We start from the raw sequence: 25,347 nt of genomic DNA, 5'->3' as shown, positions 1-25,347 counted from the left end.
TTCACCCGTGCAAGGAGTCCGTACCCCATGACGTCCACGGTGCCCACCGCCGTCCAGCACACCGACGCGCAGCCGCCGATCACCATGTTCGGTCCGGACTTCCCGTACGCCTACGACGACTTCCTGGCCCACCCGGCCGGGCTCGGCCAGATACCCGCGACCGAGCACGGCACCGAGGTCGCCGTCATCGGCGGCGGGCTCTCCGGCATCATCGCCGCCTACGAGCTGATGAAGATGGGCCTCAAGCCCGTCGTCTACGAGGCCGACCAGATCGGCGGCCGACTGCGCACCGTCGGCTTCGAGGGCACCGGCACCGAGGGCCTGACGGCGGAGATGGGCGCCATGCGCTTCCCGCCCTCCTCCACCGCGTTCCAGCACTACATCGACCTGGTGGGCCTGGAGACGCAGGCCTTCCCGAACCCACTCGCCGAGTCGACCCCGTCGACCGTCGTCGACCTCAAGGGCGAGTCGCACTACGCCGAGACCGTCGACGACCTGCCCCAGGTCTACCGTGACGTCGCCGCCGCGTGGAACGCCTGTCTGGAGGAGGGCGCCGACTTCTCCGACATGAACCAGGCCATGCGCGAGCGGGACGTCCCGCGCATCCGCGAGATCTGGGCCAAGCTCGTCGAGAAGCTCGACAACCAGACCTTCTACGGCTTCCTGTGCGAGTCGGAGTCCTTCAAGTCCTTCCGGCACCGCGAGATCTTCGGTCAGGTCGGCTTCGGCACCGGCGGCTGGGACACCGACTTCCCCAACTCCATCCTGGAGATCCTGCGCGTCGTCTACACCGAGGCCGACGACCACCACCGCGGCATCGTCGGCGGCTCGCAGCAGCTGCCGCTGCGGCTGTGGGAGCGCGAGCCGGAGAAGATCGTGCACTGGGCGCAGGGCACCTCGCTGTCCTCGCTCCACGGCGGCGAGCCGAAGCCCGCGGTGACCCGCCTCAACCGCACCGCCGGCAACCGGATCACCGTCACGGACGCCTCCGGCGACATCCGTACGTACCAGGCGGCGATCTTCACCGCCCAGTCCTGGATGCTGCTCTCCAAGATCGCCTGCGACGACTCGCTCTTCCCGATCGACCACTGGACGGCGATCGAGCGCACCCACTACATGGAGTCCTCCAAGCTCTTCGTGCCGGTCGACAGGCCGTTCTGGCTGGACAAGGACGAGGAGACCGGCCGGGACGTCATGTCGATGACGCTGACCGACCGGATGACCCGCGGCACCTACCTCCTGGACGACGGTCCGGACAAGCCGGCCGTCATCTGCCTCTCGTACACCTGGTGCGACGACAGCCTGAAGTGGCTGCCGCTGTCCGCCAACGAGCGGATGGAGGTCATGCTGAAGTCGCTCGGCGAGATCTACCCGAAGGTCGACATCCGCAAGCACATCATCGGCAACCCGGTGACCGTGTCGTGGGAGAACGAGCCCTACTTCATGGGCGCCTTCAAGGCGAACCTGCCGGGCCACTACCGCTACCAGCGCCGCCTCTTCACCCACTTCATGCAGGACCGGCTGCCGGAGGACAAGCGGGGCATCTTCCTCGCGGGCGACGACATCTCCTGGACGGCCGGCTGGGCCGAGGGCGCCGTGCAGACCGCGCTGAACGCCGTGTGGGGCGTGATGCACCACTTCGGCGGCTCGACCGACGCCACCAACCCGGGCCCGGGCGACGTGTACGACGAGATCGCCCCGGTGGAGCTCCCGGAGGACTGACCTTCCTCACACCCCTCCACAGATCGGCCCCCGCGGAACTTCCCGGGGGCCGGTCGCGTTGGGGGAGTGGGGCGGACAGTACCGGTGTGCGAGCGGCCGCGAGAGCGGTCAGCCGCGCCGTGCGAGCGGCGTCAGCAGCATCCGCCCCACCAGACCCACCGACCGGTCGAGGCGTTCACAGAACTCCTCGGCCAGGTCGGGCAGCTCCCGCAGCTGCCAGAGCGAGCGGGCGGCGAGCCAGGCCCCGTCGCGGGCCCGTTCCAGGCTCCAGCAGCCCAGCAGATGCGTCAGCGGATCCGTGATCTCCAGCAGGTCCGGGCCCGGCATCACTTCCTCGCGGATGCGCTCCTCCAGCAGGACGAGGATGTCGCCGACACGGTCGAACTCGTCCTCCAGGTCCTGTGGCGCGCACTCCAGCGCCCGGCAGGTGTCGACCACGGCGAGAGCCAGGTCGTGGCCGATGTGCGCGTTGATCCCGGCGAGCGCGAACTGCAGCGGCCGTACGCCGGGATGGCGCCGGTACGTGAAGAGCGGCCGCCAGCAGGCCGGGGCGGGGGCGCCCGTGGCGACGGCGTCGACCACCGAGAGATAGCGCTCGGCGAAGCGGACGTCGAGGGTCGCGGCGGCCCGCCGGTCGGCGAAGGTCCCCGCCTCGATGGCGTGGCCGATCTCCTCGGTCACGGTCAGATAGACACGGTTGAAGACGGCGACGCCGTCGGTCGGATGCCAGGCCGAGCGAATGCCACGCATCCGCTCCACCACGGGGTCGATCGCGGTGAACTGACCGATCTGCCGGGTGCCGATCTGCTGGGTCTGCGCCATGAGGGCAGCGTTTCAGCAGCCGGGCCCGGGAGGGAACCGTCCGGGCCCGGCTTCCCCAGAACGGGCGAATACCCCTACGACTTGGTGGCGGACTCCTCCGCCGTGCTGTCTTCGTACGAGCTGGTCCCGGAGTCCAGCAGGGGCTCCTGCTGCTTCATGTGGGCCGGGGCGAAGGCCCGCAGCACGTGGTAGCCGGTGATCACGACGAGCGTGCCCAGCGCGATCCCGCCCAGCTCGAAGGTGTCGGTGAAGGTCAGCTTCACGCCGCCGACGCCGATGATGATGCCCGCCGCGGCCGGCACCAGGTTGAGCGGGTTGCGCAGGTCGACCTTGGCGTTGATCCAGATCTGGGCGCCGAGGAGGCCGATCATGCCGTACAGGATCACCGTGATGCCGCCGAGCACCCCACCCGGGATCGCGGCGACGACCGCCCCGAACTTGGGGCAGAGGCCGAAGAGCAGCGCGAAGCCGGCCGCGGCCCAGTAGGCGGCGGTGGAGTAGACGCGGGTGGCGGCCATGACGCCGATGTTCTCGGAGTACGTGGTGTTCGGCGGGCCGCCCACGGCGGTGGACAGCATCGAGGCGGCGCCGTCGGCCGCGATCGCGGTGCCGAGCTTGTCGTCCAGCGGGTCGCCGGTCATCTCGCCGACGGCCTTGACGTGTCCGGCGTTCTCGGCGATCAGGGCGATCACGACGGGCAGTGCGACGAGGATCGCCGACCACTCGAAGCTGGGGCCGTGGAAGGACGGCAGGCCGATCCAGTCGGCCCGGGAGACGCCCGAGAGGTCGAGACGCCAGTGGTCGGTGACCTGGCCGTTCGGGGCCATCGAGTGGATCCGGCCGAAGACCAGGTCGAAGACCCAGGAGATGCCGTAACCGAAGATCAGGCCGAGGAAGATCGCGATGCGCGACCAGAAACCGCGCAGACAGACCACGGCCAGACCGGTGAACAGCATGACCAGCAGAGCCGTCCACTGGTCCTGCGGCCAGTAGGTGGCGGCCGTGACCGGGGCGAGGTTGAAGCCGATCAGCATGACGACGGCGCCGGTGACGATCGGCGGCATCGCCGCGTGGATGATCCGGGCGCCGAACTTCCGTACCGCCAGACCCGCCAGGAACAGCACCGCGCCGACGACCAGCACCGCGCCGGTGACGGTCGCGCTGGTGCCGCCGGAGGCCCGGATGGCCGCGGCGACCCCGACGAAGGAGAGCGAGCAGCCGAGATAGCTGGGAACCGTGCCCCGCGTCGCGAGCAGGAAGATCACCGTCGCGACGCCGGACATCATGATCGCGAGATTCGGGTCGAGACCCATGAGCACGGGCGCCACGAAGGAGGCGCCGAACATCGCCACCACGTGCTGGGCGCCGAGGCCGGCCGTACGGGGCCAGGAGAGCCGCTCGTCCGGGCGGACGACGGCTCCTGGAGCGGGTGTCCGTCCGTCGCCGTGCAGGGTCCAGCGCACGCCGAGGTCCATGGGGTCGCTCCCGTTCTCCGGTTCCGGTGGCCGGTTCGCCGCGCGAAGCATCAGCCGAAAAAGATCAGCCACATGGTAATGCGGCGCTGGTCACCGGGGTTCCGGCACGGTGTCGCTCGCGGCCGGGGCCTTCGCCGTGGACCGGCCGCCGGAGCGCAGCACGCCCGCTCCGAGCACCAGGCCGAAGGCCAGGAGGGTGACCAGACCGAAGGAGAACATGAGCGAGGTCACGTCGGCGATGCCGCCGATGGCGGACGGGGCGATCAGCCCCGAGGTGTACGTGATGGTGGCGACGCCCGCGATGGCCTGGCTGGGGTTGGGGCCGCTGCGGCCGGCGGCGGCGAAGGCGAGCGGGACGACGACGGCGACCCCGAGTCCCATCAGGCCGAATCCGGCCATGGCGACGGCGGCGTGCGGGGCGAGCACCACGAGCAGCCCGCCGACGGTCGCCGCGACGCCGCCGACGCGTACCGTCCGTACGGCACCGAACCGGTCCACCACGCGGTCGCCGACCAGCCGCGCGACGGCCATGGTCAGGGCGAAGGCGGTGGTGGAGGCCGCCGCGACCCCGGCCGACGAGCCGAGCTCGTCCCGCAGGTAGACCGCCGACCAGTCCAGGCTGGCCCCCTCGGCGAACACGCCGCAGAAGCCGATGGCGCCGATGACCAGCGCCGACTTCGGCGGCAGCGAGAAGCGCGGCGGCGGCTCCTCGTCGGGGGCGCTCTGCAGATCGAGCACGCCCTGGCAGAAGGCGAGGCCGAGCGCCGTCAGGACGAGGGCGGCGATGAGGTGGTGGAGGCGGGCGTCCCCGCCGAGGTGGGCGGCGACGGTGCCGGCGGCGGAGCCGATGAGCGCGCCCACGCTCCACATGCCGTGCAGGCTGGACATGATCGACTTGCCGAGGCGGTTCTCGACCTCGACGCCGAGGGCGTTCATCGCCACGTCGGACATGCCGGCGGTGGCGCCAAAGACGAGGAGGGCCGCGCAGAGCCCGTAGATGTTCGGGGCGAGGGAGGGCAGGATCAGGGCCATCGTCCAGAGGGCGAGCAGGCCGCGCAGCGCGGTGCGGGCGCCGAAGCGGTGGCTGATCGCGCCGGCCAGGGGCATCGCCAGCGAGGCGCCGATGGCGGGGAAGGCGAGGGCGAGCCCCAGCTGGCCGGCGCTGACGCCGGCGTGGTCCTGGATCCACGGGATGCGGGTGGCGAAGCTGCCGGTGACCGCGCCGTGGACGCAGAAGACGGCGGCGACGGCGAATCGGGCCCGCCGCAGCCGATCGGTACTGAAGACGGTCTCGCCCGCCATGTGCCCTCCCTCGTCGGTGGTCAGCGCGTAAACTATCAGGAACCCTGCCTGATAAATAGATCGGCGCCAGGGACCCGCCCCACGAGAGTCTGAGAGGATCCCGGCATGCCCGCATCCCCGAGCACCGCCCGGGCCATCAACGACCGGCTCGCCCTGCGACTGCTCCAGGACGAAGGGCCGTTGACGGCGACGCAGCTGAAGACGCTGACCGGCCTCTCCCGGCCGACCGTCGCCGACCTCGTCGAACGGCTCCAGGGCTCGGGACTCGTCCGGGTCGTGGGGGAGTCCGGCGCGGAGCGGCGCGGGCCCAACGCCAAGCTGTACGGGATCGTCGCGGACCGCGCGCACCTCGCCGCCCTCGACGTGCGGACCACGTCGGTGTCGCTCACCGTCGCCGACCTGCTCGGCACCACGCTCGCCGAGGCCTCGGCCCCGATCGGCGGGGAGGACGGGACCGGACCGGCCGTCGAGAAGGCCGTCGCCCTCCTGGAGCGGACCGCGAAGTCGGCCGGGGTGGAGCGGCTGCACAGCGTCGCCGTCGGCGCACCCGGACTGATCGACCCGGCCACGGGCGCGCTGCGGGACACGACGGGGCTGCCCGAGTGGCACCGGCGGCTGATCGACGTCCTCCAGGAGCGGCTGCCCGCGACCGTGCTCGTCGAGAACGAGACCAATCTGGCGGCGGTGGCGGAACAGCGCGCGGGGGCGGCCCGTGACCGGGGCACCTTCGTCCTGCTCTGGCTCGGGCAGGGGGTCGGCGCGGCCGTCGTCCTGGACGGCAGGCTGCGCCGCGGCGCCTCCGGGGGCGCGGGCGAGCTCGGCTTCCTGCCGGTGCCCGGCACCTCCGGGCTGCCCTCGGCGACCGGCTGCGAGGGCGGCTTCCACGAGCTGGCCTGCGCGGCCGCGGTCGAGGCCCTCGCCGTCGAGCACGGCCTGGACCCGGCCGGTGCGCTCACCTCGGGGCACGGTCCGTTCCTGGACGCCCTCGCCCGGCGCCTCGCCGTCGGCGCCGCGGCCGTGGCCTCGGTCCTGGACCCGGGCTGCCTGGTCCTCGGGGGCGAGACCGGCCACCGCGGCGGCCGGGAGCTCGCCGCCCGGGTCGAGGCCGAACTCGCGGCGCTCTCGCCCCTGCGCACCGAGGTCCGCGCGACCTGTCTCGGCGACGCGGCGGTCCTCCGCGGCGCGCTCCTGTCCGCCCGCAACGCGGCGCAGGACGAACTCTTCGGTCCGCCGGAGCACGGCGGCCGCTGACAGCGGGGCGCTTCCTGACCGCAGGGGCCGGGGCCCGCGCCGCCGTACGGACGAGGCGGGCGAGGCCGGCCTCCCCACCGAGCCCACCGAGTCCGCCCGACCCGTCTCCCGCGTGAACGACTTCGCCGCGGCCCGCACAACGCGGGCCGCGGCGAAGACGGGGGAGGACCCGGCGGCGGCAAGGGCCGTGAGAACCGCCGCCGGGCGTTCTGCGGAGGTCAGAGCGTCAGCAGGCGCCGAGGTCCTTCCAGACGCCCCACTGACCGGTCGTGCCCGGCTCCTCGTGCTGGGTCCACCACTGGGCCTTCCACGTGCGGCCCTTGTGGGAGACCTCGGTGCCCGCGTTGTAGATCGTGCCGGCCACGTACGCCGGGGCGGCGCAGGTGCCGCCCGGGTTGGTCGGCGTCGGGGTCGGACCCGTCGGCGTCGGCGTCGGGCCGGTCGGCGTGGGCGTCGGGGTCGGCGTCGGCGTCGGGGTCGGGGTCGAGCCGCCCGGCTCCACCACCGTCGTCCCGCGCGCCAGGTCACCGGCGAGCGCGTACGTCGTCCCGCTGATGTTCACCGTCCAGTTCGACGGCGTGGAGACCGGCAGGTAGTAGTTGAAGGCCAGGTCCACCGTCGCGCCCGGGGCCAGCGACTGCCAGGCCGGGAGCTTCAGCGACACCCGGTGGAAGTCGCCCTTCAGGCCGCCCACGTTGCTGCCGGTGTGGTCGCTGCTGATCACCTTCGTACCGAAGCCGGACTGGTCCGAGGCGTTGCCCGGCGCCGCCGTCGCGTAGTCGAACTGGAACTCCGTGCCACCGGGCAGCGTGGTCTTCGTGTTGTTGGTGATCCTGATCTTGGGGGTGATCGGGTAGTTCGAGTCGCCCAGCTTGAAGTCGGTGAACTCGACGCCGACGTTCACGGCCTTCGTCGGCAGCGTCGCGTTCGACTTCTTGGCGCCGTAGGGGGTGGCCGCCTTGAACTTGTCGTACATCAGCGAGGTGAGCGTGGAGCCCATCTCGTACTGGCCCTTGCCCGCGTTCCAGGCGTAGTCGCCGGCCATCTCCCAGACCATCGTGCCGCCGATGCCCTTGCTGACGACGTAGTCGGCCTTCGCGGCCACCGACTGCTCGTCCTCCGTCGACAGGAAGACCTTCTTCTGCGCGTTCCACAGCCACGGCGCGACCAGCGTCGAGTCGTACTTGCGGGTGTAGGTGCCGGTCAGCGTGGTGCCCGCCGGGAAGCCGTACCGCGTGACGTAGTCGCCGACGATCCCCTTCTCCAGGTTCTTGGCGTGCCACATCGGATTGGAGCCGGCCGGGGACTCGACGCCGTTGGTGTCCTTGTCGTGCCACAGGTTGTCGATGCCGACGGCACCGTCACCGCACTTGGTCAGGCCCGCGCCGGCCGGGCAGGTGGTCGCCGCCGCCTTGCCCCACAGGCCGTCCGTGCCGCCCTGCACGTTCTTGTGGCCGCGGGTGTAGTACGGCAGGCCGATGTTGATCCGGCCGGCCGGCATGGAGCCGCGGAAGTAGTGGTACGCCCAGTCGGTGTTGAGGTAACCGATGCCGCCGTACTGCGAGGAGCCGTAGACGTTCGCGGCGGCCAGCTCGGCGTCCTTGCCGTCGTCGAAGAGCGAGGCGTTGGGGCCGACGTACTCATTCCAGGCGCCGTGCAGGTCGTAGGACATGATGTTGACGTAGTCCAGGTACTTCTGGCTCTGGTACGTCTCCATGCCGCGCAGCAGATAGCCGGAGGAGGGCGCGGCGACGGTCAGCAGGTAGTGCCTGCCGTCGGCGGCGCCGGCCCGGTCGAGCTTCTCGCGCAGCGACTTCATCAGCGCGTCGTAGCCCTTGACCAGACCCGCGCGGCGGGCGTTGGAGAGCTGCCAGTCGAGCGGGTTGCCCGCGTCCTTCATCGTCGTCGGGTACTCGTAGTCGATGTCGACGCCGTTGAAGCCGTACTTCTTGATGAAGGCGACGGCCGAGTCCGCGAACGTGTCGATCCCGGCCTGGTTGACCGACCCGTCGGCGTTGGTGGCCATCGAGTAGAAGCCGCCGGAGTTCACGCGGTTTCCGTTGTCGTCGAAGTAGCCGCCGGTCTCGGCCCAGCCACCGACCGAGATCAGCGTCTTGACGTCCGGGTGCTGCTTCTTGAACTTGTTGAGCAGGTTGAAGTGGCCCTTGTAGGCGTACGCCGGATCCATCTCGGCGCCCGCGACACCGGGCCAGGTCATCCCGGTGGCCGCGTTGTTCGGGCCGTCCGTGCCCACCGACAGCTTGTTGTCGGAACCGATGTGTCCGAAGGCGTAGTTGATGTGGGTGATCTTGTCCCACGGGATGTTGTTGGCGAGGTAGGCGGGCTCGCCGTTCTTGCCGGTGCGCCAGCCGGTGAAGTAGCCGATGACCCGGCGCTGGTGGTCCGCGCCCATCTTCTCGCGGCCCTCGGTGTCGTAGACCGAGCAGTACGGGACGTCGACGCCGGGCGTCTTGTACAGCCCGTCCGGGCGACAGCCCTCGTTGTCGGCGGCATGCGAGACGCCGCCGGAGAGGGAGCTGATCAGCAGCCCGGCGACGGCCGCGCCGGACGCGAGCAGCGAGGCTCTCGTCTTGGTGGGGGACAACACGATCGGGTTCCTCCTGGGAAGAGGTCGGGCCGAACACAACGAACAAAGGGGTGGGTCGTGTTGGGCCCGTGGAGTGCGCACGCCGACGGGCCGTACCTCGGAGGTGACACGGAGATTAAGAGGACTAGACCAGTGCGTCAATAGGTCTGGACCATCTCGGGAGGTCGGTGTGCTTGTGAGCCAGCCCACAGGTCTTCACCCGCATGGCCGACGATCAGCCGTGGCACACTGGCCCTGTATCAGCAGCAGCGCACTCCGGGGTCGGTGTAATTCCGAACCGGCGGTATAGTCCGCGACCCGTCCGCATCCAGCGGCCGGTTGACCAGGTGAAATTCCTGGACCGACGGTGAAAGTCCGGATGGGAGGCAGTGCGCGGCGGGCGACCCCTCAAGGGTGCGTCGGCCGTTTTCTCGCTGGTCGGCCTCGTCGGCGACCGGTGGAAACAGGCCTCGGCGTCCCCGTGCGAAGCGTCGTACCCGCTCTCTGTCGTCATCGACAGGCCCCGGAGTCCGTGCCCGAAGAGGCAGGAGGACCCGGTGGCAGAGCCGACCGACATCACCGCCATGCGACGCGCCATCGCGCTCGCCGCCCGTGGTCTCGGCTCCACCAGCCCCAACCCGATCGTCGGCTGCGTCATCCTCGACGCCTCCGGACACCAGGCCGGCGAGGGCCACCACCAGCGCGCCGGCGGACCGCACGCCGAGATCCACGCCCTGCGCGCGGCCGGCGTCCTCGCCCGCGGCGGCACCGCCTACGTCACCCTCGAACCCTGCAACCACACCGGCCGCACCGGCCCCTGCGCGCAGGCGCTCGTCGAGGCCGGGATCAGCCGCGTCGTGTACGCGGTCGGTGACCCGAACCCGCAGGCCACGGGCGGTGCCGACACCCTGCGCGCGGCCGGGATCGAGGTCGTCCCCGGCCTCCTGGCCGAGGAGGCGGAGGCGGGCAACATCGCCTGGCTCACCTCCGTACGCCTCGGCCGCCCCTTCGTCCGATGGAAGTACGCCGCCACCCTCGACGGCCGGATCGCCGCCGCCGACGGGACCTCCCGCTGGATCTCCTCCGCCGAGTCCCGCGCCGACGTCCACCGGCTGCGCGCCGAGGCCGACGCCGTCGTCGTCGGGTCGGGCACGGCCCGCGCCGACGACCCCCATCTGGCGGTACGTGGCATCGAAGAGGCCGTCCAGCCGCTGCGGATCGTCGTCGACACCGAGGCGAGCGCGGTGGAGCCGGGCGCCCGGGTCCTCGACGACGCGGCCCGCACGGTGATCGCCGTGGCCGAGGACGTGCTCCTGGAGGAGACCATGCACTTCCCCGAGACCTGGCGCCTCTCCCGCGCACCCGGCGGTGGCCTCGACATCCCCGAACTCCTCGCGGCGCTCCACCAGCAGGGCGTCCGCTCCGTCCTCCTCGAAGGAGGCCCCACCCTCGCGGCCGCCTTCCTCGCCGCGGGAGCCGTCGACCAGGTCGTCGGCTACCTCGCCCCCGTCCTCCTCGGCGCGGGTCCCCACGCCCTCGCCGACGCCGGAATCACCACCCTCACCGAAGCGTTGCGGCTCGACATCACCGAGACCGTGCGCATCGGACCCGATCTCCGCATCACCGCGACCCTCAAGGGAGCCTGACCGTGTTCACCGGAATCGTCGAAGAACTGGGCGAGGTCACCGCCGTCGAGAAGCTGGCCGACGCCTCCCGCTTCCGCCTGCGCGGCCCGCTGGTCACGGAGGGCGCCAAGCACGGCGACTCCATCGCCGTCAACGGTGTCTGTCTGACGGTCGTCGAGTTCGGCGACGGCGAGTTCACCGCCGACGTGATGGAGGAGACCCTCAAGCGGTCCTCCCTCGGCGCGCTCGAGCCCGGCTCCCGGGTCAACCTGGAACGCCCGATGGCCGTCGGCGACCGCCTCGGCGGACACATCGTCCAGGGGCACGTGGACGGCACGGGCACGATCCTCGACCGGACCCCGTCCGAGAACTGGGAGATCGTCAAGGTCGCCCTGCCCGCACACCTCTCGCGGTACGTCGTCGAGAAGGGCTCGATCACGGTCGACGGCGTCAGCCTGACCGTCGTCGAGGCGGCCGAGGACTGGTTCACCATCAGCCTCATCCCCACCACCCTCGCGCTGACCACCCTCGGCATCAAGCAGAGCGGCGACCCGGTCAACCTCGAGGTGGACGTCATCGCCAAGTACGTCGAGCGGCTGCTCGGCCCTACGCCGAAGGAGAACGTCAAGTGAGCTGGCTCAACTCCGAAGCGTTCACCGCCTTCGGCCAGCACATCATGTGGTCCGACATGATCGGCAACACGATCGGCCTGATCGCCCTCGCCCTCGGCTGGCGGCGTTCCATACTCACCTGGCCCGCGCAGCTGCTCTCCGGCGTCATCCTCGTCGGCGCCTACGCCTCCGCCCACCTCAGCGGCGGCGTCGGCAAGCAGCTCCTGGTCATCGGCGTCGCCGCCTGGGGCTGGTCGCAGTGGAACCGTGGAAGGCGGCGGTCCGAAGACGGAGGTGACGGCTCCATCGCCGTCCGCTTCGCCAGCTGGAAGGAGCGCGGCCTGCTCCTCGGCGGCGCCGTCCTCGGCACCCTGGCGGTCGGCGGCCTCTTCACGCTCTACCCGTCGCTCTCCTGGTCCCCGTGGGCCGACGCGTACATCTTCGTCGGAACCCTCGTCGCGATGGTCGCCCAGGCCCGCGGCCTGGTGGAGTTCTGGTTCGCCTGGCTCCTCGTCGACCTCGTCGGCGTCCCCCTGGCCTTCAGCAGCGGCCTGGCCTTCTCCGGCCTGGTCTACGTGATCTACTTCGCCCTCGTCATCTGGGGCATGCGCGACTGGTGGCTCCGGACGCGTACCGCTTCCGCTCTGGAAGGAGCTACGGCATGAGCGCGCTTCCGATCTGGGACGTCACCGACCTCTCCCTCGACCCCGTCGAACAGGCCATCCGCGACATCGCCGCCGGCCGCCCCGTGGTCGTCGTCGACGACGAGGACCGCGAGAACGAGGGCGACCTCGTCATCGCCGCCGAGATGGCCACCCCCGAGGTGGTGGCCTTCATGATGAGCGAGTGCCGCGGCCTGATCTGCGCCCCCATGGAGAGCGACGAGCTCGAGCGCCTCCAGCTGCCGCAGATGGTCGAGCACAACACCGAGTCGATGCGTACGGCCTTCACCGTCTCCGTCGACGCGGCCCCGGCCCACGGCGTCACCACCGGCATCTCCGCAGCCGACCGCGCCACCACCCTGCGGATGCTGGCGAGCGGGGAGCACGAGCCCTCCGACTTCGTCCGCCCCGGCCACATCTTCCCGCTGCGGGCCAAGTCCGGCGGCGTCCTGGTCCGCAACGGCCACACCGAGGCCGCGGTCGACCTCGCCCGCCTCGCGGGCCTGCGCCCGGCCGGCGCGATCGTCGAGATCGCCGGCGAGGACGGCGTGATGCTGCGACTGCCCGAGCTGGTCCCGTTCGCCCGGAAGCACGGCCTCACGATCATCTCGATCGAGGACCTCGTCGCCTACCGCCGCTCCGCCGAGCCGACGGTCCGCCGCGAGGCCGAGGTCCAGCTGCCCACCGCGCACGGCGAGTTCACCGCGTACGGCTACCGCTCCACCGTCGACGGCGTCGAGCACGTCGCCCTCGTCCACGGCGAGATCGGTGACGGGGAGGACGTCCTGGTCCGAGTCCACTCCGAGTGCCTGACCGGCGACATCTTCCACTCGCTGCGCTGCGACTGCGGCCCGCAGCTCCAGGCCTCCATGGACCGCATCACCGAGGCCGGCCGCGGCGTCGTCGTCTATCTGCGCGGCCACGAGGGACGCGGCATCGGCCTGCTGTCCAAGCTGCGCGCGTACGAGCTCCAGGAGCGCGGTCGCGACACCCTCGACGCCAACCTGGAGCTGGGCCTGCCCGCCGACGCCCGCGACTACGCGGCCGGCGCGCAGATCCTCGTCGACCTCGGTGTCCGCAGCGTGCGGCTGATGACCAACAACCCCGACAAGACCGCCGCCCTCACCCGGTACGGCCTCAACGTCGAGGGCCGCGAGCCCATGCCGGTCCAGGCGGGCGAGCACAACCTCCGCTACCTGCGCACCAAGCGGGACCGGATGGGGCACGACCTGCCCTGGCTGGACGCGAGCACCGCGTCCACCTGCGCAAACCAGTAGTTCACCGAACAGCGAGCAAGGAGAGACATGAGCGGCAAGGGCGCACCCGTCCTCAGCGTGAAGAACTGCGGCGACCTCCGGGTCGCGGTCGTCGCGGCGCAGTGGCACGAGAAGATCATGGACGGACTCGTCAACGGCGCGCTGCGGGCCCTGCACGAGCTCGGCATCGACGAGCCGACGTTGCTGCGCGTCCCCGGCAGCTTCGAGCTGCCCGTGGTGGCGAAGGTGCTCGCCGGTCGCGGCTACGATGCCGTCGTGGCCCTCGGCGTCGTCATCCGCGGCGGAACCCCGCACTTCGAGTACGTGTGCCAGGGCGTCACCCACGGCCTCACCCAGGTCTCGATCGACACCGGCGTACCCATCGGTTTCGGCGTCCTGACCGTGGACAACGAGGAGCAGGCCCTCGACCGGGCCGGCCTCGAAGGCTCCCGCGAGGACAAGGGCCACGAGGCCGTCACCGCCGCCGTCGCCACCGCGACGACGCTGCGCACGGTCAGCGAACCCTGGCGCTAAGTACGTGACCCTTACCCCGTACTCTTAGGACCATCATGGCGAACGGAACCCGTAAAACCTTCGAAGAGCTCTTCGCCGAGCTCAAGCTCAAGGCCGAGAACGGCGACCCGGCCACCTCCCGCACCGCGGAGCTGGTGGACAAGGGCGTCCATGCCATCGGCAAGAAGGTCGTCGAGGAGGCCGCCGAGGTCTGGATGGCCGCCGAGTACGAGGGCAAGGAAGCCGCCGCCGAGGAGATCTCGCAGCTGCTGTACCACGTCCAGGTGATGATGGTCGCCCGCGGGATCTCGCTCGACGACGTCTACGCCCACCTCTGAGCGCACACGTCACCCCCTCCCCACACTCTTTAGGCAAAGGAACCGAAGCCCCATGCTGCGCATCGCCGTCCCCAACAAGGGTTCACTGTCCGGACCTGCGTCGGCGATGCTCCATGAGGCCGGCTACCGCCAGCGCAAGGAGTCCAAGGAGCTCGTGGTCATCGACCCCGAGAACGAGGTCGAGTTCTTCTACCTGCGGCCCAAGGACATCGCGATCTACGTGGCCTCCGGCAAGCTCGACATCGGCATCACCGGCCGTGACCTGCTGCTCGACTCCGGGGCCAACGCCGAGGAGATCCTCCCGCTGAACTTCGGCCGGTCGACCTTCCGCTACGCCACCCGGCCCGGCACCGCGAACGGCCCCGAGGACTTCCACGGGATGACGATCGCCACCTCCTACGAGGGCATCGTCGCCAAGCACCTCGCCGACCAGGGGATCGACGCCTCCGTCGTCCACCTCGACGGCGCCGTCGAGACCGCCATCCAGCTCGGTGTCGCCCAGATCATCGCCGACGTCGTCGAGACCGGCACCAGCCTGCGCAACGCCGGCCTGGAGGTCATCGGCGAGCCGATCCTCAAGTCCGAGGCCGTCGTCGTCCGGCGCAACGGCGCCGACGCCGAGCACCCGCAGGTCCAGCAGTTCCTCCGCCGCCTCCAGGGCGTCCTGGTCGCCCGGTCGTACGTGATGATGGACTACGACTGCCGCGCCGAGCACCTGGAGCAGGCCGTCGCCCTCACCCCGGGCCTGGAGTCGCCCACGATCTCGCCCCTGCACAACGAGGGCTGGGTCGCGGTCCGGGCCATGGTCCCGGCCAAGGAGGCGCAGCGGATCATGGACGATCTGTACGAGCTGGGTGCCCGCGCCATCCTGACGACGGCCATCCACGCCTGCCGCCTCTGACCCTCCCGCAGGCACGAAGGAACGACGCGAGATGTCCCAGCCACCCCTGCCCACTCTTCCGGTCACCTTCCGGCCGGGCCGCACCCGAGCGGTCCTGCTGACGATCGGGACGGTCATGTTCGCCGTCATCACCGCGGTCGCGCTGATGCTGGAGAAGCTCGGACCGGGGGAGCGGGCCAGCTTCATCTTCACGGCCGCCCTCTTCCTCGGCGTCCTGGCCCTGCTCAGCCGCCCCAAGGTCGTCGCTGACGACAGCGGCGTCACCGTCGTCAACATCACCCGGACCCGCCGGCTCGCGTGGGCCGAGATCCTGCGGGTCAACCTGCGCCCCGGCGACCCCTGGGTCTTCCTGGACCTGAGCGACGGCACCAGCCTGCCCGCGCTCGGCATCCAGCCCGGCATCGCCAAGCAGCAGGCCATCCGCGACGCCCGCGCCCTGCGGGCCCTGGCCGAGAGCCGCGGCACCGGGACGGAAGCGGACTGAGTCCCCCATACGGGGCGACCCCCTGCCCCCGGCGGGGTCGGCGTGATTACTCTGGAGGCGGTGGTGCCGAGTGCACCACCGCCTCGCATGTGCAGGGCCGCAGTCGCGGCCCGCGGGGCCACCCTGCGACCCGAGGAGTGACTCCCTCCAGCAATGGACGGATCGTCCGGTAGTACCCGCGCCGCCCCCTCCACGGAGGCGGCGGCATGATCATCCCCCTTCTGCTGCTCGCCGCAGCCTTCCTCCTGATCCTCGCCAACGGCTTCTTCGTGGCGGCCGAGTTCGGCCTCGTCACCGTGGAGCGGCAGGACGCCGAGCAGGCCGCGGCCGCCGGCGACCGGCGTGCCCGCACCGTCGTCACGGCGCTCGGCGAGCTGTCCTTCCAGCTCTCCGGCACCCAGCTCGGCATCACGATCACCTCCCTCGTGGTCGGCATGCTCGCCGAGCCCGCCCTCGCCCAGCTCCTCGACGGGCCCCTCACCGCGACCGGACTGCCCGAGGGCGCCGTCCCCGGCGTCTCCGTGGTCATCGGGATGCTGCTCGCCTCCGCCGTCCAGATGGTGATCGGCGAGCTCGTCCCCAAGAACTGGGCGGTCTCCCGGCCGCTCCAGGTGGCGCGGTTCGTGGCGGGACCGCAGCACCTCTTCTCGACCGTCTTCCGGCCGGTGATCGCCCTCCTGAACAGGGTCGCCAACCGGCTGGTCCGGCTCCTGGGCGTCGAGCCCACCGACGAGCTGGACTCGGTCCGTACCCCCGGCGAGCTGGTCTCGCTGGCCCGCCATTCGGCCCTGGCGGGCACGCTGGAACAGGACACCGCCGACCTCTTCGTACGGACCCTGTCCCTGGGCGCGCTCACGGCCGAGCAGGTCATGACCCCGCGGGTGCGGATGAGCGCGCTCCAGTCGGACGCCACCGCGGCCGACGTGCTCAACCTGACCCGGGCCACCGGGCTCTCCCGCTTCCCGGTCTACCGCGAACGCATCGACGAGATCGTCGGCATGGCCCACCTCAAGGACGCGCTCGCCGTTCCGCCGCACGAGCGGCTTCGCACTCCGGTCGGCAGTATCGCCGTCCCGCCGCTGCTCGTCCCCGAGACCCTGCCGGTCCAGGCTCTTCTGGAGCGACTGCGCCGGGAACAGCCGATCGCCGTCGTCGTCGACGAGTACGGCGGCACGGCCGGGGTCGTCACCCTGGAGGACATCGTGGAGGAGCTCGTCGGCGAGGTCCGCGACGAGCACGACACCGCGGCCGACGAGCGGCCCGAACTGGCCGCCGTCCCCGCCGAGGACGGCAATCCCGCCTGGGAGGCCGACGGCTCCTGCCGCGTCCACACCCTGCACCGGATAGGCCTCGACGTGCCCGACGGGCCGTACGAGACGGTCGCCGGGCTCGTCGCCGATCTCCTCGGCCGCATCCCGGCCCCGGGGGACCGTGCCGAACTCCCGGGCTGGCGGCTCTCGGTGCGACAGGTGGACCGCTTCCGCGCCGAACGGGTGCGGATCGTCCGGGTCGCCGAACTGCCCCTCGTGCCGGAGGCCGTCCGATGAGCCTGGCCCAACTGCTGTTCGCCCTCCTGCTGGTGGTGGCCAACGGCTTCTTCGTCGGCGCCGAGTTCGCCCTCGTCTCCGTGCGCCGCAGCCAGATCGAGCCGCTCGGCGGCAAGCGGGCGCGCCAGGTCCTGCACGGCCTGGAGAACCTGCCGCAGATGATGGCGGCCGCCCAGTTCGGCATCACCGTCTGCTCGCTGACCCTGGGCGCGGTGGCCGAACCGACCGTGGCACGCCTTCTCGAACCGGTCTTCCACGCCGTGCGGGTGCCGGAAGGACTGATCCATCCGCTGGGGTACGTCGTGGCGCTCGCCGCGGTCGTCTTCCTGCACCTCGTCATCGGCGAGATGGTCCCGAAGAACCTCGCGATGGCGGCGCCGGAGCGGACCGCGCTGTGGCTCGGCCCCGGGCTCGTCGGATTCGCCCGGCTCTGCCGGCCGGTGACCAGGGCGCTCGGTGCCTGCGCCCGGCTGGTGCTGCGGGCCTTCCGCGTGGAGACGAAGGACGAGGTGGAGGCGGTCTTCACCCGTGCGCAGCTCGGCCGGCTGGTCGAGGACGCGGGCCAGGCCGGACTGCTCGACCCGGCCGAGCAGGAGCGCCTGGAGGACGCCCTCGAACTGGGCAGCCGCCCGGTGACGGACGTCCTCATCGCCTCGGCCGCGCTGGTGACGGTCGCCCCGTCCGTCACCCCGCGGGAGATCGAGGAGCTGACCGTGCGCACCGGCTACTCGCGCTTCCCGGTCTGCGCCGAAGGGCGCGGTGCGAGCGGCGCCTTCATGGGCTTCGTGCACGTGAAGGACGTCCTCGACCTGGAGGAGCGGGAACGGGCCGTGCCGCAGCACCTCTGGCGCCCCATGGCGACCGTCCGGTCCGAGCTGCCGCTCGACGACGCCCTCACCGTGATGCGCCGCGCGGCCACCCACCTCGCGCAGGTCGCGGACGGATCGGGGCGCGTCCTCGGTCTCGTCGCCCTGGAGGACGTCCTGGAGATGCTGGTCGGCGAGGTCCGCGACCCGGCACACCGCGCCGAGGCACTCACCGCCGTACCCCTGGGCGAACAGCGGCCCGAGCAGTCGGCCCAGGCTCTCGCGGGCTGACGGAGTCCCGCCGGGTACGCGCACCCGGCGGGACCGCCGCGGTCACAACCCCGGTGGCTCCTGCGGGCCCCGGTGGGCCGGGCCGCGGCCCGAGAGGACCTCCCCGTACGCCTGCATCAGGTCGGCGAGGCGTAACGTGGCCAGGTCCTCGCGTGTGGGGGTGCCCGGGTAGCCGGACAGCCGGAGGTCCCGGTAGGCGCAGGACTTCTCGTACAGCGTGCGCAGGAAGCGGCCGTTGCCGAGCTCGTCGATCCAGCCCTGCTCGACGACATGGCCGCTGATCGAGCGCAGCTCGTCGCGTGCCTCCTCGTCCCAGCAGTCCCCGTTCGCCGCCGCCAGGACCTCGCCGATCGCCGTCAGTTCGAGCGGGCGGTACGAGGGGAAGTCGACGCGGGTCGTGAAACGGGAGGACAGCCCGGGGTTGGTGGCGAGCAGCCGGTCCATCCCCTCGGGGTAGCCGGCCAGGATCACCACCAGGTGGTCGCGGTTGTCCTCCGCGCGCTTGAGAAGGACCTGAAGCGCCTCGTCCCCGTACGCGTCGCCCTTGCTGTAACCGGTGTTGGAGAGGGAGTACGCCTCGTCCACGAAGAGGACCCCGCCGATCGCCGAGTCGATCAGCTCGTTCGCCTTGACCGCGGTCTGGCCGAGGAACTCGCCGACCAGATCGGCCCGTTGGGCCTCCACGAGGTGGTCGCCGCCGAGCAGTCCGAGGGCGTAGAAGACCCGTCCGAGGATCCGGGCGACGGTGGTCTTCCCGGTGCCGGAGGGACCGGAGAAGACAAAGTGACGTTTCGGCGGCTGGACGGGAAGGCCCTGCCCGGCCCGCAGCCGGGCCATCTCCAGCTGCGCCGACAACGCCTTGACCTGCCGCTTCACCGGCTCCATCCCGACCATGCGCTCCAGTTCGGCGAGCGCCTCGGCCAGCAGGGCCGGGTCGGTGGGGCTGGCGGGGAAGCGCGGCGGCGCAGGCTGTCGCGGGATCGCCGCCTTCTGCCGTACCCCGTCCGGGGGCTCGGGTGGTCCGGTGGGAGCGAGCGGCGGTCCGGGCTCCGTGCCCAGCCGGAGCCCGTCGCCGGCGGTCCCGTCCGGATCGGTCTGGGTCGCGTCGGCCGTGTCCTGCCCGATCCCGCCGAGGGCGACGGAGGCGAGCCCCGCCGGGTCGTCCGGGCCCTCGAATCCGTCGTACTCGGTGATCGCCGCCAGCCGGGCGGCCGTGTCCATGAACGCCGGGTCGATCCGGTGCACCGCCCGGTAGAGCGGCAGGGCGGCGGCGCTGCGTCCGGTGCCCTCGTGGGCCCGGGCCAGCCAGTACCGCAGCTCCTTGCGCTGAGGCTGCTCGCTGCGGCACCGCATCAGCGCCGCCGAGAGCAGCGGCTCCGCCTGTCCGTACATCTCCAGCCGGACCCGGGCCATCCCGCCGAAGAGTCCCGCCTCGATCCCGAGCAGGGGGTCGTCCACCAGTGGCTCGGTGTGCCGGACCAACTGGTCCCAGTCCTTGACGAGATAGGACCGGCAGGCGTGCAGGAAGCGGACCTGCGGATCGGTGTCGACCGGCGGCAGACCCGCCAACGCCCGGTCCAGTTCCGGCACATGGCGTCCGTCCAGCCAGTGCGAGGCGTGCGCGAGCAGGAGATCACGCGGGCTCTCGAGGACGGGCTGGACCCACCAGCCCAGCCAGTACCAGGAGTTCAGGGTCCGGCGGTGCCGGGCGCGCTGTTCGCCGAAGCGGTCGCGGTTGCGGTACATCCGCAGCAGCGCGGTGGTGGTGTCCACCCGCAGCGCGTGCAGCCCGAGCCAGGCGTCCGCCATGCCGGGATCGACGCGTACCGCCGTACGGAATTCTTCCTCCGCCTGCGGATAGGCGCCCATCGTGTAGGCGTCGACTCCCCGCAGCCAGGCGAGCTCGGCCGGGGCCTGTCCGCCCTGCGTGCCGATGTCCATCGGGTCCCCCACAAAACGTGCCCCCGTTGCTGTCCCGGCGGGCGGGCGCCCGCCGGAAGCCGTACAGAACCGCCTTCTCGTGGACGGGATATGACCCCACCGAAGGGCATCGTACCTGCGCAGAGGGTGAGCGACGAAGGAGAAGCGCATGATCCGGCGACCGTAACCCTGGGTAAGCATCAGGGGTCGGCTGCGGGCAAGGGAAGGGGATGATCAGGGCAGAACGAAGCCCCCGATCACGGGGGAACAACCGGGGGCTTCGTGTCCGCGGCGACTTCGAAAAGCCGCACATTGAGAACGTAAGACCTGTCCGCCCCTTGGGTCAAGGTGAGTTGAGGCACTTGCGGAAGTCGACTTTCGACCGCTCATTTCCGGAGGCGGGCTCCGTCACGCTCCGTCATGATCTGGTGCGGGCCTGCTGTCACGGAAGGCCCTGGGAGCCACTCGTACCCCTCTGGACACTCTCGTACCAGGGTGTCGGCGAAGGGCCGCGAAGGGTCCGCGGCGAAATGGCGAGTCTCCGCCACCGTCCAGCCGTCCCAGAAGGCCGACTGGGCCGGTCCGTCGCGGTGCCGGCCGCGTGCCCACGACTCCTCCGGGCCCCGTTCCATCCAGAGCAGCGCGGCGAGATACGGGCGCAGGGCGCGCCGCCCCGCGCCGACGCCCTCGACGAGCACGACCGGAGCGGGCGGCAGCTCCCGCGGCGGGCCGAAGGCCCTCAGATTCCAGTCGTACGGGTGATAGAGCGCGGCCTCGCCGCGTGAGAGGGGCACGATCACCTGGTCCCGCATCCGCTCCGTCCACGCGAACAGCTCCTCGTGTGTGGCGAGGTCGTCGAGGTGGAGGACCGGGGCGACCAGCCGGGCGGCGAGGCGCGCGGCGAAGGTGGACTTGCCCGAGCCGGCGTGACCGTCGACCGCGACCAGGCGCACCGGTCCGCAGGAGGGCGGCAGGCTGCGCAGCGCGTCGGCGGCGCGGTCGAGGGCGGGGTCGGGGCCGGTCATGGGGCAAGCGTAGGCGAGCGCGGTTCGGCGCAGGTCAGGGGAGTGGCGCCGCCAGTGGACGAGACCAATATTGGTGCGGCGACGCGGGCCGAATCGCTGGCAGAAGCCCGGCATGAGCCGCGATAGTGGTCCCCGCCCGGCCCGGCGTCGTACCGCACAGCGCACCACCCGTACCGCACGTTCACCCGCACCGCAGGTTCACCCGCACCGCACGTCCACCCGCACCGCACGTCCACCCGCACCGCACGTCCACCCGCAGCCCCGTCCGTTCGTCTCCGCCGTTCTCGACTGGGGGTCACCGCCCATGACCAGCTCCACCCCGCGCAGAACCGTCCTCACCGCGGCCCTCGCGACCGCCGCCGGCACGGCCGCCGGCTCTGCCGCCTCCGCCGCACCGGTGACCGCGCTGACCCGCGGCGGCGCGGCCGCCCCGGCGGCCGCAGCCGCTCCCGGCCTCGTCGACAACCGCTTCTGGACCTCGTACACCGACTGGCGCTGCGGGAGCTCGACCGGCACCCGGGCCGTCGCCGGCCACCGGCCCGGACTCGTGATCGCCACCCCCGCCGGCCGTCTCGACCACACCGACCCGCACACCGGCACGACCTCCACCTGGGAGTACGCGAGCTGGACCTCCCCGGTCCACACCTCCACCGTCCCCGCCACCGAGGTCATCGCCTCCTGGAACGCCGACACCCCGCCCGGCACCTGGATCCAGATCGACCTGCGCGGCACCTACAACGACGCGAGCGCCACCCCCTGGTTCGTGATGGGCCGCTGGGCGGCCGGGGACGGCGACATCAAGCGCACCTCGGTCGACGACCAGAGCGACGGACGAAGCTCGATCTGGACCGACACCTTCTCCGTCGACGACGCGACGAGCGGACTGCGTCTGGCCTCGTACCAGCTGCGCGTCACCTTGTACCGGACTCCCGGCACCGATCTCACGCCGACGCTCTGGCGAATCGGCGCCATGGCCTCCGACATCCCCGACCGCTTCACCGTCCCGGCGTCGGTGCCCGGGCTCGTCCGCGAGCTCGTCGTCCCGCGCTATTCGCAGAACACGCACATCGGCCAGTACCCCGAGTACGACAACGGCGGCGAGGCCTGGTGCAGCCCGACCTCCTCGCAGATGATCATCGAATACTGGGGGCGCGCGCCGAGCGCCGAGGACCTGGCCTGGGTGAACCCGGACTTCGCCGACCCCCAGGTCTGCCACGCGGCCCGGTTCACCTTCGACCACCAGTACGAGGGCTGCGGGAACTGGCCCTTCAACGCCGCCTACGCCGCCACCTACCCCGACATGAACGCCGTCGTGACCCGCCTGCGCTCGCTCACGGACCTGGAGACCCTCATCCGAGCGGGCATTCCGGCCATCACCTCCCAGTCCTTCCACAAGGAGGAGCTGACCGGCGCCGGGTACGGCACCTCCGGCCATCTGATGACCGTGATCGGCTTCACCGCGGACGGCGACGTGATCGCCAACGACCCCGCTTCGCCCAGCAACGAGGCCGTCCGCCGGGTCTACCGGCGCCGCGAATGGGAGAACATCTGGCTGCGGACCAAGCGCTACGACGCGAACGGCAAGGTCAGAAGCGGTACGGGCGGTGTCTGCTACATCTTCTGGCCGGTCAGGTCAGCACCAGGTCAGCACCGCGCACTGCGGTCGCTCGGCCTGCTGTGAGCATGTGCGGCCCCACGGCCGTCTCCACGACCTGCCGGCAGCGCTCCCGGCCGTCCTGCGTGAGGTGGCCGCACCGGTCCACCGTGACTTTGATGGAACGATGTCCGAGCCCCGTTGAACCATCTCTGCTCCCATGTCCCCCGGCCATGCCACTTCGGTGTAGAGGGTGTTGTAGTCGATGTTTCCGGCCGCGCCAAATCCCCGGACACGAAGAAGATTTGACGCCCCATTCCCCGGGGTCGTAAAGCAGCGATGCTCCGTGCAGATAGTGCTCACGGAGGTCAGCGAGTACCTGGAAGGCGGATTGCAGTCGGCGGGTTAGCTACTGGGGTCCTTCTGCGTTGTTCGCGGGGGGCGTTGGATTCTGCGGAAGTCTCGTCGCGCTCGGCTGACTGCCCGCGGTGCACGCCCGGAGGCAGTCCGTGTGTCGACGATGTCGGACCGGCCGTCGCCAACCTCGGGTTGCGCTCCGCGGGTCGGCCGGCCGGAAGATCCCCCGCGGGTAGTCTGCCGGCGTGCACCGCGTCGACCAGTGCCTGATGGTTGCGCTTGTTCTGGTCGGCGTACGCCTCTGCGAAGGTCACCAGGGCTCGGTCGAAAGAGTCCCCTTCACCTAGGTCGGAGGCGATCGCGAGCCGGTCGCCGGATCGTGCATGTGCGCGGGCCAGGGTGAGCCCGCAGATGCCGCCGATTGCCTCCAGCTGCCTTGGTGACATCGTCTCCGGCATCGCGATGCCCTTCAAGTCACGTAGTTGGTTGGCGGACGTAGAAGTCGCGACGCTTGTGGGGGTGCGAGCCTTCCCAGCGGGATCCCTGTGCTTCTGGGTTGGTTTCAGTCGACGCGGGGACGGGGGCGGCGGGCGCGGTCGGGTTCCGCCTCGCGCAGGACCTCGCGGGTGACGGGGGCGGCTTCGCCCTAGCCGAGGAGGAGGAAGCGGAGGAAGTCGGCGAAGGGGCGCCCTCGGTCCATGTGAAGTAGATGTGGGGGCGGGTGCCGGTGGTGTCGCGGGCGTGGAGGACCTCGCCGCGTACGGTCAGACCGGCCTCGAACTCGGAGGGTCGGTGACGGTGACTTCGACGAAGACGAAGTCCTCGGTGGTCGACAGAACGTTGTCGGCGCGGATTTGCTCGATCTTGTCGCGGTACTCGACGTCCTTGGGTCGATCCCGCATGGTGGACGGCAGGCGGGTCGAGTTGAGCGTCGAGGAGCTGGCGCGGGCTGTGTTGGGCTCGGGCGAGAGCGCCATCGGGCTGGCGTGTAGTGGTGGATCGTGCGAGCTGCAGGGCGGGTGGGTCCTGTAGCTGCCGTCCGGACGGCGCCTTGGGTATTTGCAGGGATGACCACGACCGCCGCGGTCGAGCGCGTGCGAGCGGAGATCAGTTGAGCCGGAGCCGACCGCGCCAGTCAGAGTGTAGGGCCGTTGGCGAGCCTCGATGACGGCGTCTGATCGGGTTGCGGGGCAAGTAGGGCAAGGAGCGGCCCTTCGGCCTTTGCGATACCGGGCGGGCATCCGGAGGTCCGAACGCGTGTCCAGGATCGCAGTCGTAGGCTCTGGCATGAAGGGGTCTTCCTCCGTGGGCTCGTTCTTTGTGATCAGGTAGGAATCGTTCCGTTCGCCTTCGCCCGGCTGCTCCTGAGCGCTACGTTCTCCCTACGGGAGGCAACCCGGTGCGGCGTGTGCTCGACGCCCGCGGGGCGGGAGTTTCAGGGATGGGGGAGTGGATGAGGGAGCCGTCTGCACGGCTTGGTGATCGACCGCGCTGGGGAGGCATAGCTGTTCGTCTGGCGGTGCTCCGCCTGATCGCGGCCTCAGCCGCGGGCGCGATGGCCGGTCTGGCTCTCTTCAGCCTCACCCAGGTGACCAGCCGCAGCCTTTTCGCCGTCACGGGGGCTGTCGTGGCCGTGGTGGCCCTCCTGGCCAGCGAGTGGTACCGGAGATCGGCACGTCTGACCGAGGTGAAGGTCACCATCCCGCAGCTGAGCGAGCTGACTTTTGCAGTCAACAACGACTCCCGGCAGGTCGCCTGGCACATGTTCGTCGAAACGGTGACGCGTGTGTCGACCCAGCCTCTCGCTGACGACGAAGGAGTCGTCCGTGAGGCCCTGTCCTCGATGTACGGGCTGTTCGCCACCACACGGGAGACGTTGAAGGCCACGCGCCCCTCTCCTGTCGTCCCGAGCGGGCAGACAGTGGAGTACTTGGCGATCACCATGCTCAACCGTGAGTTGAGACCGTTCCTGTCGAAGTGGCACCCCCGGTTGAGCGAGTTCGAAGCGGCTCATCGCGACAGTCCGGAGTCCGAGTGGACGGACAACACGGCGTGCCGGGCCGAACTCCAGCGCGTGCAACAGCACATCCATGGTTACGCGGCCGGCTTCGCGCGCCTGGCCGGCGTCCGTGAGGCTGAGGTGTTGATCGGACACGTGCCGGGGCCGCGCGCCGAGGCCGGCGACGGGGAGAGGGATGCAGGGTCAGCGGCCCGCCTGTAGACCGCCGAGGACGGGAACAGTCATCCGCGCCCACCCT

20 protein-coding genes, 2 pseudogenes and 1 riboswitch are annotated in these 25,347 nt (G+C 70.9%); of the genes and pseudogenes, 14 read left to right on the top strand and 8 right to left on the bottom strand.

The window, feature by feature from the left end:
• The first annotated feature begins 27 nt into the window (after positions 1–27).
• Positions 28–1,722, top strand: a complete 1,695-nt coding sequence (locus tag ACFYV5_RS22840) for an NAD(P)/FAD-dependent oxidoreductase (RefSeq protein ID WP_355111702.1) — start codon at positions 28–30, stop codon at positions 1,720–1,722.
• A gap of 108 nt (positions 1,723–1,830) precedes the next feature.
• Here ACFYV5_RS22840 and ACFYV5_RS22835 read toward each other — a convergent pair whose 3' ends face one another.
• From ACFYV5_RS22835 to ACFYV5_RS22825, 3 genes are all read right to left on the bottom strand, one after another.
• Positions 1,831–2,544: a DUF5995 family protein gene (locus ACFYV5_RS22835; protein WP_355111700.1), complete on the bottom strand. Its 714-nt coding sequence runs from the start codon at positions 2,542–2,544 to the stop codon at positions 1,831–1,833.
• A gap of 74 nt (positions 2,545–2,618) precedes the next feature.
• Positions 2,619–4,019, bottom strand: coding sequence for a uracil-xanthine permease family protein (locus tag ACFYV5_RS22830; protein WP_389171285.1), 1,401 nt, complete (start codon positions 4,017–4,019; stop codon positions 2,619–2,621).
• Positions 4,020–4,109: 90 nt separating this feature from the next.
• Positions 4,110–5,321 (bottom strand): MFS transporter, encoded by a 1,212-nt coding sequence (locus ACFYV5_RS22825; protein WP_389171282.1) that lies wholly within the window; start codon positions 5,319–5,321, stop codon positions 4,110–4,112.
• Between the two features lie 105 nt (positions 5,322–5,426).
• Between ACFYV5_RS22825 and ACFYV5_RS22820 the strand changes: the two genes are divergently transcribed.
• Positions 5,427–6,572, top strand: coding sequence for an ROK family transcriptional regulator (locus ACFYV5_RS22820; protein ID WP_389171279.1), 1,146 nt, complete (start codon positions 5,427–5,429; stop codon positions 6,570–6,572).
• Between the two features lie 226 nt (positions 6,573–6,798).
• Here the strand turns inward: ACFYV5_RS22820 and ACFYV5_RS22815 are convergent, their stop codons facing one another.
• A complete protein-coding gene (locus ACFYV5_RS22815) occupies positions 6,799–9,180 on the bottom strand; it encodes a chitinase C-terminal domain-containing protein (protein ID WP_389171276.1) in 2,382 nt (793 codons plus the stop codon).
• A gap of 246 nt (positions 9,181–9,426) precedes the next feature.
• Positions 9,427–9,556, top strand: a riboswitch (FMN riboswitch).
• 187 nt (positions 9,557–9,743) lie between these two features.
• Here ACFYV5_RS22815 and ribD point away from each other — a divergent pair.
• From ribD to ACFYV5_RS22765, 10 genes are all read left to right on the top strand, one after another.
• Positions 9,744–10,805, top strand: coding sequence for a bifunctional diaminohydroxyphosphoribosylaminopyrimidine deaminase/5-amino-6-(5-phosphoribosylamino)uracil reductase RibD (gene ribD, locus ACFYV5_RS22810; RefSeq protein WP_389171939.1), 1,062 nt, complete (start codon positions 9,744–9,746; stop codon positions 10,803–10,805).
• A 2-nt stretch (positions 10,806–10,807) separates the two neighbouring features.
• Positions 10,808–11,416 (top strand): riboflavin synthase, encoded by a 609-nt coding sequence (locus tag ACFYV5_RS22805; RefSeq protein WP_355111692.1) that lies wholly within the window; start codon positions 10,808–10,810, stop codon positions 11,414–11,416.
• A 44-nt stretch (positions 11,417–11,460) separates the two neighbouring features.
• On the top strand, positions 11,461–12,060 hold the full coding sequence (locus tag ACFYV5_RS22800; protein WP_389171936.1) for a nicotinamide riboside transporter PnuC: 600 nt from the start codon (positions 11,461–11,463) through the stop codon (positions 12,058–12,060).
• Complete coding sequence (locus ACFYV5_RS22795; RefSeq protein ID WP_389171272.1) at positions 12,057–13,334, top strand: bifunctional 3,4-dihydroxy-2-butanone-4-phosphate synthase/GTP cyclohydrolase II; 1,278 nt, start codon at positions 12,057–12,059, stop codon at positions 13,332–13,334. The genes ACFYV5_RS22800 and ACFYV5_RS22795 overlap by 4 nt, the downstream gene beginning before the upstream one ends.
• A gap of 27 nt (positions 13,335–13,361) precedes the next feature.
• Positions 13,362–13,847 (top strand): 6,7-dimethyl-8-ribityllumazine synthase, encoded by a 486-nt coding sequence (ribH, locus tag ACFYV5_RS22790; RefSeq protein ID WP_389171269.1) that lies wholly within the window; start codon positions 13,362–13,364, stop codon positions 13,845–13,847.
• A gap of 35 nt (positions 13,848–13,882) precedes the next feature.
• Positions 13,883–14,164, top strand: coding sequence for a phosphoribosyl-ATP diphosphatase (locus ACFYV5_RS22785; RefSeq protein ID WP_355111687.1), 282 nt, complete (start codon positions 13,883–13,885; stop codon positions 14,162–14,164).
• A 52-nt stretch (positions 14,165–14,216) separates the two neighbouring features.
• Complete coding sequence (gene hisG, locus ACFYV5_RS22780) at positions 14,217–15,065, top strand: ATP phosphoribosyltransferase (RefSeq protein ID WP_355111685.1); 849 nt, start codon at positions 14,217–14,219, stop codon at positions 15,063–15,065.
• 31 nt (positions 15,066–15,096) lie between these two features.
• Entirely contained in the window at positions 15,097–15,549 is a 453-nt protein-coding gene (locus ACFYV5_RS22775) for a PH domain-containing protein (protein ID WP_355111684.1), read from the top strand.
• A 206-nt stretch (positions 15,550–15,755) separates the two neighbouring features.
• Entirely contained in the window at positions 15,756–17,096 is a 1,341-nt protein-coding gene (locus ACFYV5_RS22770; RefSeq protein WP_389171263.1) for a hemolysin family protein, read from the top strand.
• Complete coding sequence (locus ACFYV5_RS22765; RefSeq protein WP_389171260.1) at positions 17,093–18,193, top strand: hemolysin family protein; 1,101 nt, start codon at positions 17,093–17,095, stop codon at positions 18,191–18,193. Before ACFYV5_RS22770 ends, ACFYV5_RS22765 begins: the two co-directional genes overlap by 4 nt.
• A gap of 42 nt (positions 18,194–18,235) precedes the next feature.
• Here the strand turns inward: ACFYV5_RS22765 and ACFYV5_RS22760 are convergent, their stop codons facing one another.
• Complete coding sequence (locus ACFYV5_RS22760; RefSeq protein ID WP_355111679.1) at positions 18,236–20,134, bottom strand: AAA family ATPase; 1,899 nt, start codon at positions 20,132–20,134, stop codon at positions 18,236–18,238.
• 365 nt (positions 20,135–20,499) lie between these two features.
• The gene (locus ACFYV5_RS22755) at positions 20,500–21,138 is read right to left on the bottom strand and encodes a uridine kinase (RefSeq protein ID WP_389171256.1); all 639 of its coding nucleotides are present in this window, start codon (positions 21,136–21,138) and stop codon (positions 20,500–20,502) included.
• Positions 21,139–21,442: 304 nt separating this feature from the next.
• On the opposite strand from ACFYV5_RS22755, the gene ACFYV5_RS22750 reads away from it, so the two are divergent.
• A complete protein-coding gene (locus ACFYV5_RS22750) occupies positions 21,443–22,819 on the top strand; it encodes a peptidase C39 family protein (protein WP_389171253.1) in 1,377 nt (458 codons plus the stop codon).
• 497 nt (positions 22,820–23,316) lie between these two features.
• On the opposite strand, the pseudogene ACFYV5_RS22745 reads toward ACFYV5_RS22750, so the two are convergent.
• Both ACFYV5_RS22745 and ACFYV5_RS22740 read right to left on the bottom strand, forming a co-directional pair.
• Positions 23,317–23,602 (bottom strand): annotated as a pseudogene (locus ACFYV5_RS22745) (DUF2252 family protein); the annotation flags it as partial.
• A 49-nt stretch (positions 23,603–23,651) separates the two neighbouring features.
• Positions 23,652–23,985 (bottom strand): annotated as a pseudogene (locus tag ACFYV5_RS22740) (amino acid transporter); the annotation flags it as partial.
• 512 nt (positions 23,986–24,497) lie between these two features.
• Between ACFYV5_RS22740 and ACFYV5_RS22735 the strand changes: the two are divergent.
• Complete coding sequence (locus ACFYV5_RS22735) at positions 24,498–25,310, top strand: hypothetical protein (protein ID WP_389171250.1); 813 nt, start codon at positions 24,498–24,500, stop codon at positions 25,308–25,310.
• Positions 25,311–25,347 lie beyond the last annotated feature (37 nt).

The sequence above is a fragment of the Streptomyces sp. NPDC003035 genome (genome assembly GCF_042888285.1).
GTDB lineage: Bacteria > Actinomycetota > Actinomycetes > Streptomycetales > Streptomycetaceae > Streptomyces.
Note: the sequence above shows the minus strand (reverse complement) of the source record. Positions and strands in the feature narration are given on the sequence as shown.

What these genes read in the sequence shown, in the direction of transcription:
- ACFYV5_RS22825 (WP_389171282.1), bottom strand. Translation starts at nt 5,321, where the DNA reads ATGGCGGGCGAGACCGTCTTCAGTACCGATCGGCTGCGGCGGGCCCGA.
- ACFYV5_RS22830 (WP_389171285.1), bottom strand. Translation starts at nt 4,019, where the DNA reads ATGGACCTCGGCGTGCGCTGGACCCTGCACGGCGACGGACGGACACCC.
- ACFYV5_RS22765 (WP_389171260.1), top strand. Translation starts at nt 17,093, where the DNA reads ATGAGCCTGGCCCAACTGCTGTTCGCCCTCCTGCTGGTGGTGGCCAAC.
- ACFYV5_RS22800 (WP_389171936.1), top strand. Translation starts at nt 11,461, where the DNA reads ATGTGGTCCGACATGATCGGCAACACGATCGGCCTGATCGCCCTCGCC.
- ACFYV5_RS22795 (WP_389171272.1), top strand. Translation starts at nt 12,057, where the DNA reads ATGAGCGCGCTTCCGATCTGGGACGTCACCGACCTCTCCCTCGACCCC.
- hisG (WP_355111685.1), top strand. Translation starts at nt 14,217, where the DNA reads ATGCTGCGCATCGCCGTCCCCAACAAGGGTTCACTGTCCGGACCTGCG.
- ACFYV5_RS22760 (WP_355111679.1), bottom strand. Translation starts at nt 20,134, where the DNA reads ATGGACATCGGCACGCAGGGCGGACAGGCCCCGGCCGAGCTCGCCTGG.
- ACFYV5_RS22750 (WP_389171253.1), top strand. Translation starts at nt 21,443, where the DNA reads ATGACCAGCTCCACCCCGCGCAGAACCGTCCTCACCGCGGCCCTCGCG.
- ACFYV5_RS22840 (WP_355111702.1), top strand. Translation starts at nt 28, where the DNA reads ATGACGTCCACGGTGCCCACCGCCGTCCAGCACACCGACGCGCAGCCG.
- ribH (WP_389171269.1), top strand. Translation starts at nt 13,362, where the DNA reads ATGAGCGGCAAGGGCGCACCCGTCCTCAGCGTGAAGAACTGCGGCGAC.
- ACFYV5_RS22770 (WP_389171263.1), top strand. Translation starts at nt 15,756, where the DNA reads ATGATCATCCCCCTTCTGCTGCTCGCCGCAGCCTTCCTCCTGATCCTC.
- ribD (WP_389171939.1), top strand. Translation starts at nt 9,744, where the DNA reads ATGCGACGCGCCATCGCGCTCGCCGCCCGTGGTCTCGGCTCCACCAGC.
- ACFYV5_RS22755 (WP_389171256.1), bottom strand. Translation starts at nt 21,138, where the DNA reads ATGACCGGCCCCGACCCCGCCCTCGACCGCGCCGCCGACGCGCTGCGC.
- ACFYV5_RS22775 (WP_355111684.1), top strand. Translation starts at nt 15,097, where the DNA reads ATGTCCCAGCCACCCCTGCCCACTCTTCCGGTCACCTTCCGGCCGGGC.
- ACFYV5_RS22835 (WP_355111700.1), bottom strand. Translation starts at nt 2,544, where the DNA reads ATGGCGCAGACCCAGCAGATCGGCACCCGGCAGATCGGTCAGTTCACC.
- ACFYV5_RS22820 (WP_389171279.1), top strand. Translation starts at nt 5,427, where the DNA reads ATGCCCGCATCCCCGAGCACCGCCCGGGCCATCAACGACCGGCTCGCC.
- ACFYV5_RS22785 (WP_355111687.1), top strand. Translation starts at nt 13,883, where the DNA reads ATGGCGAACGGAACCCGTAAAACCTTCGAAGAGCTCTTCGCCGAGCTC.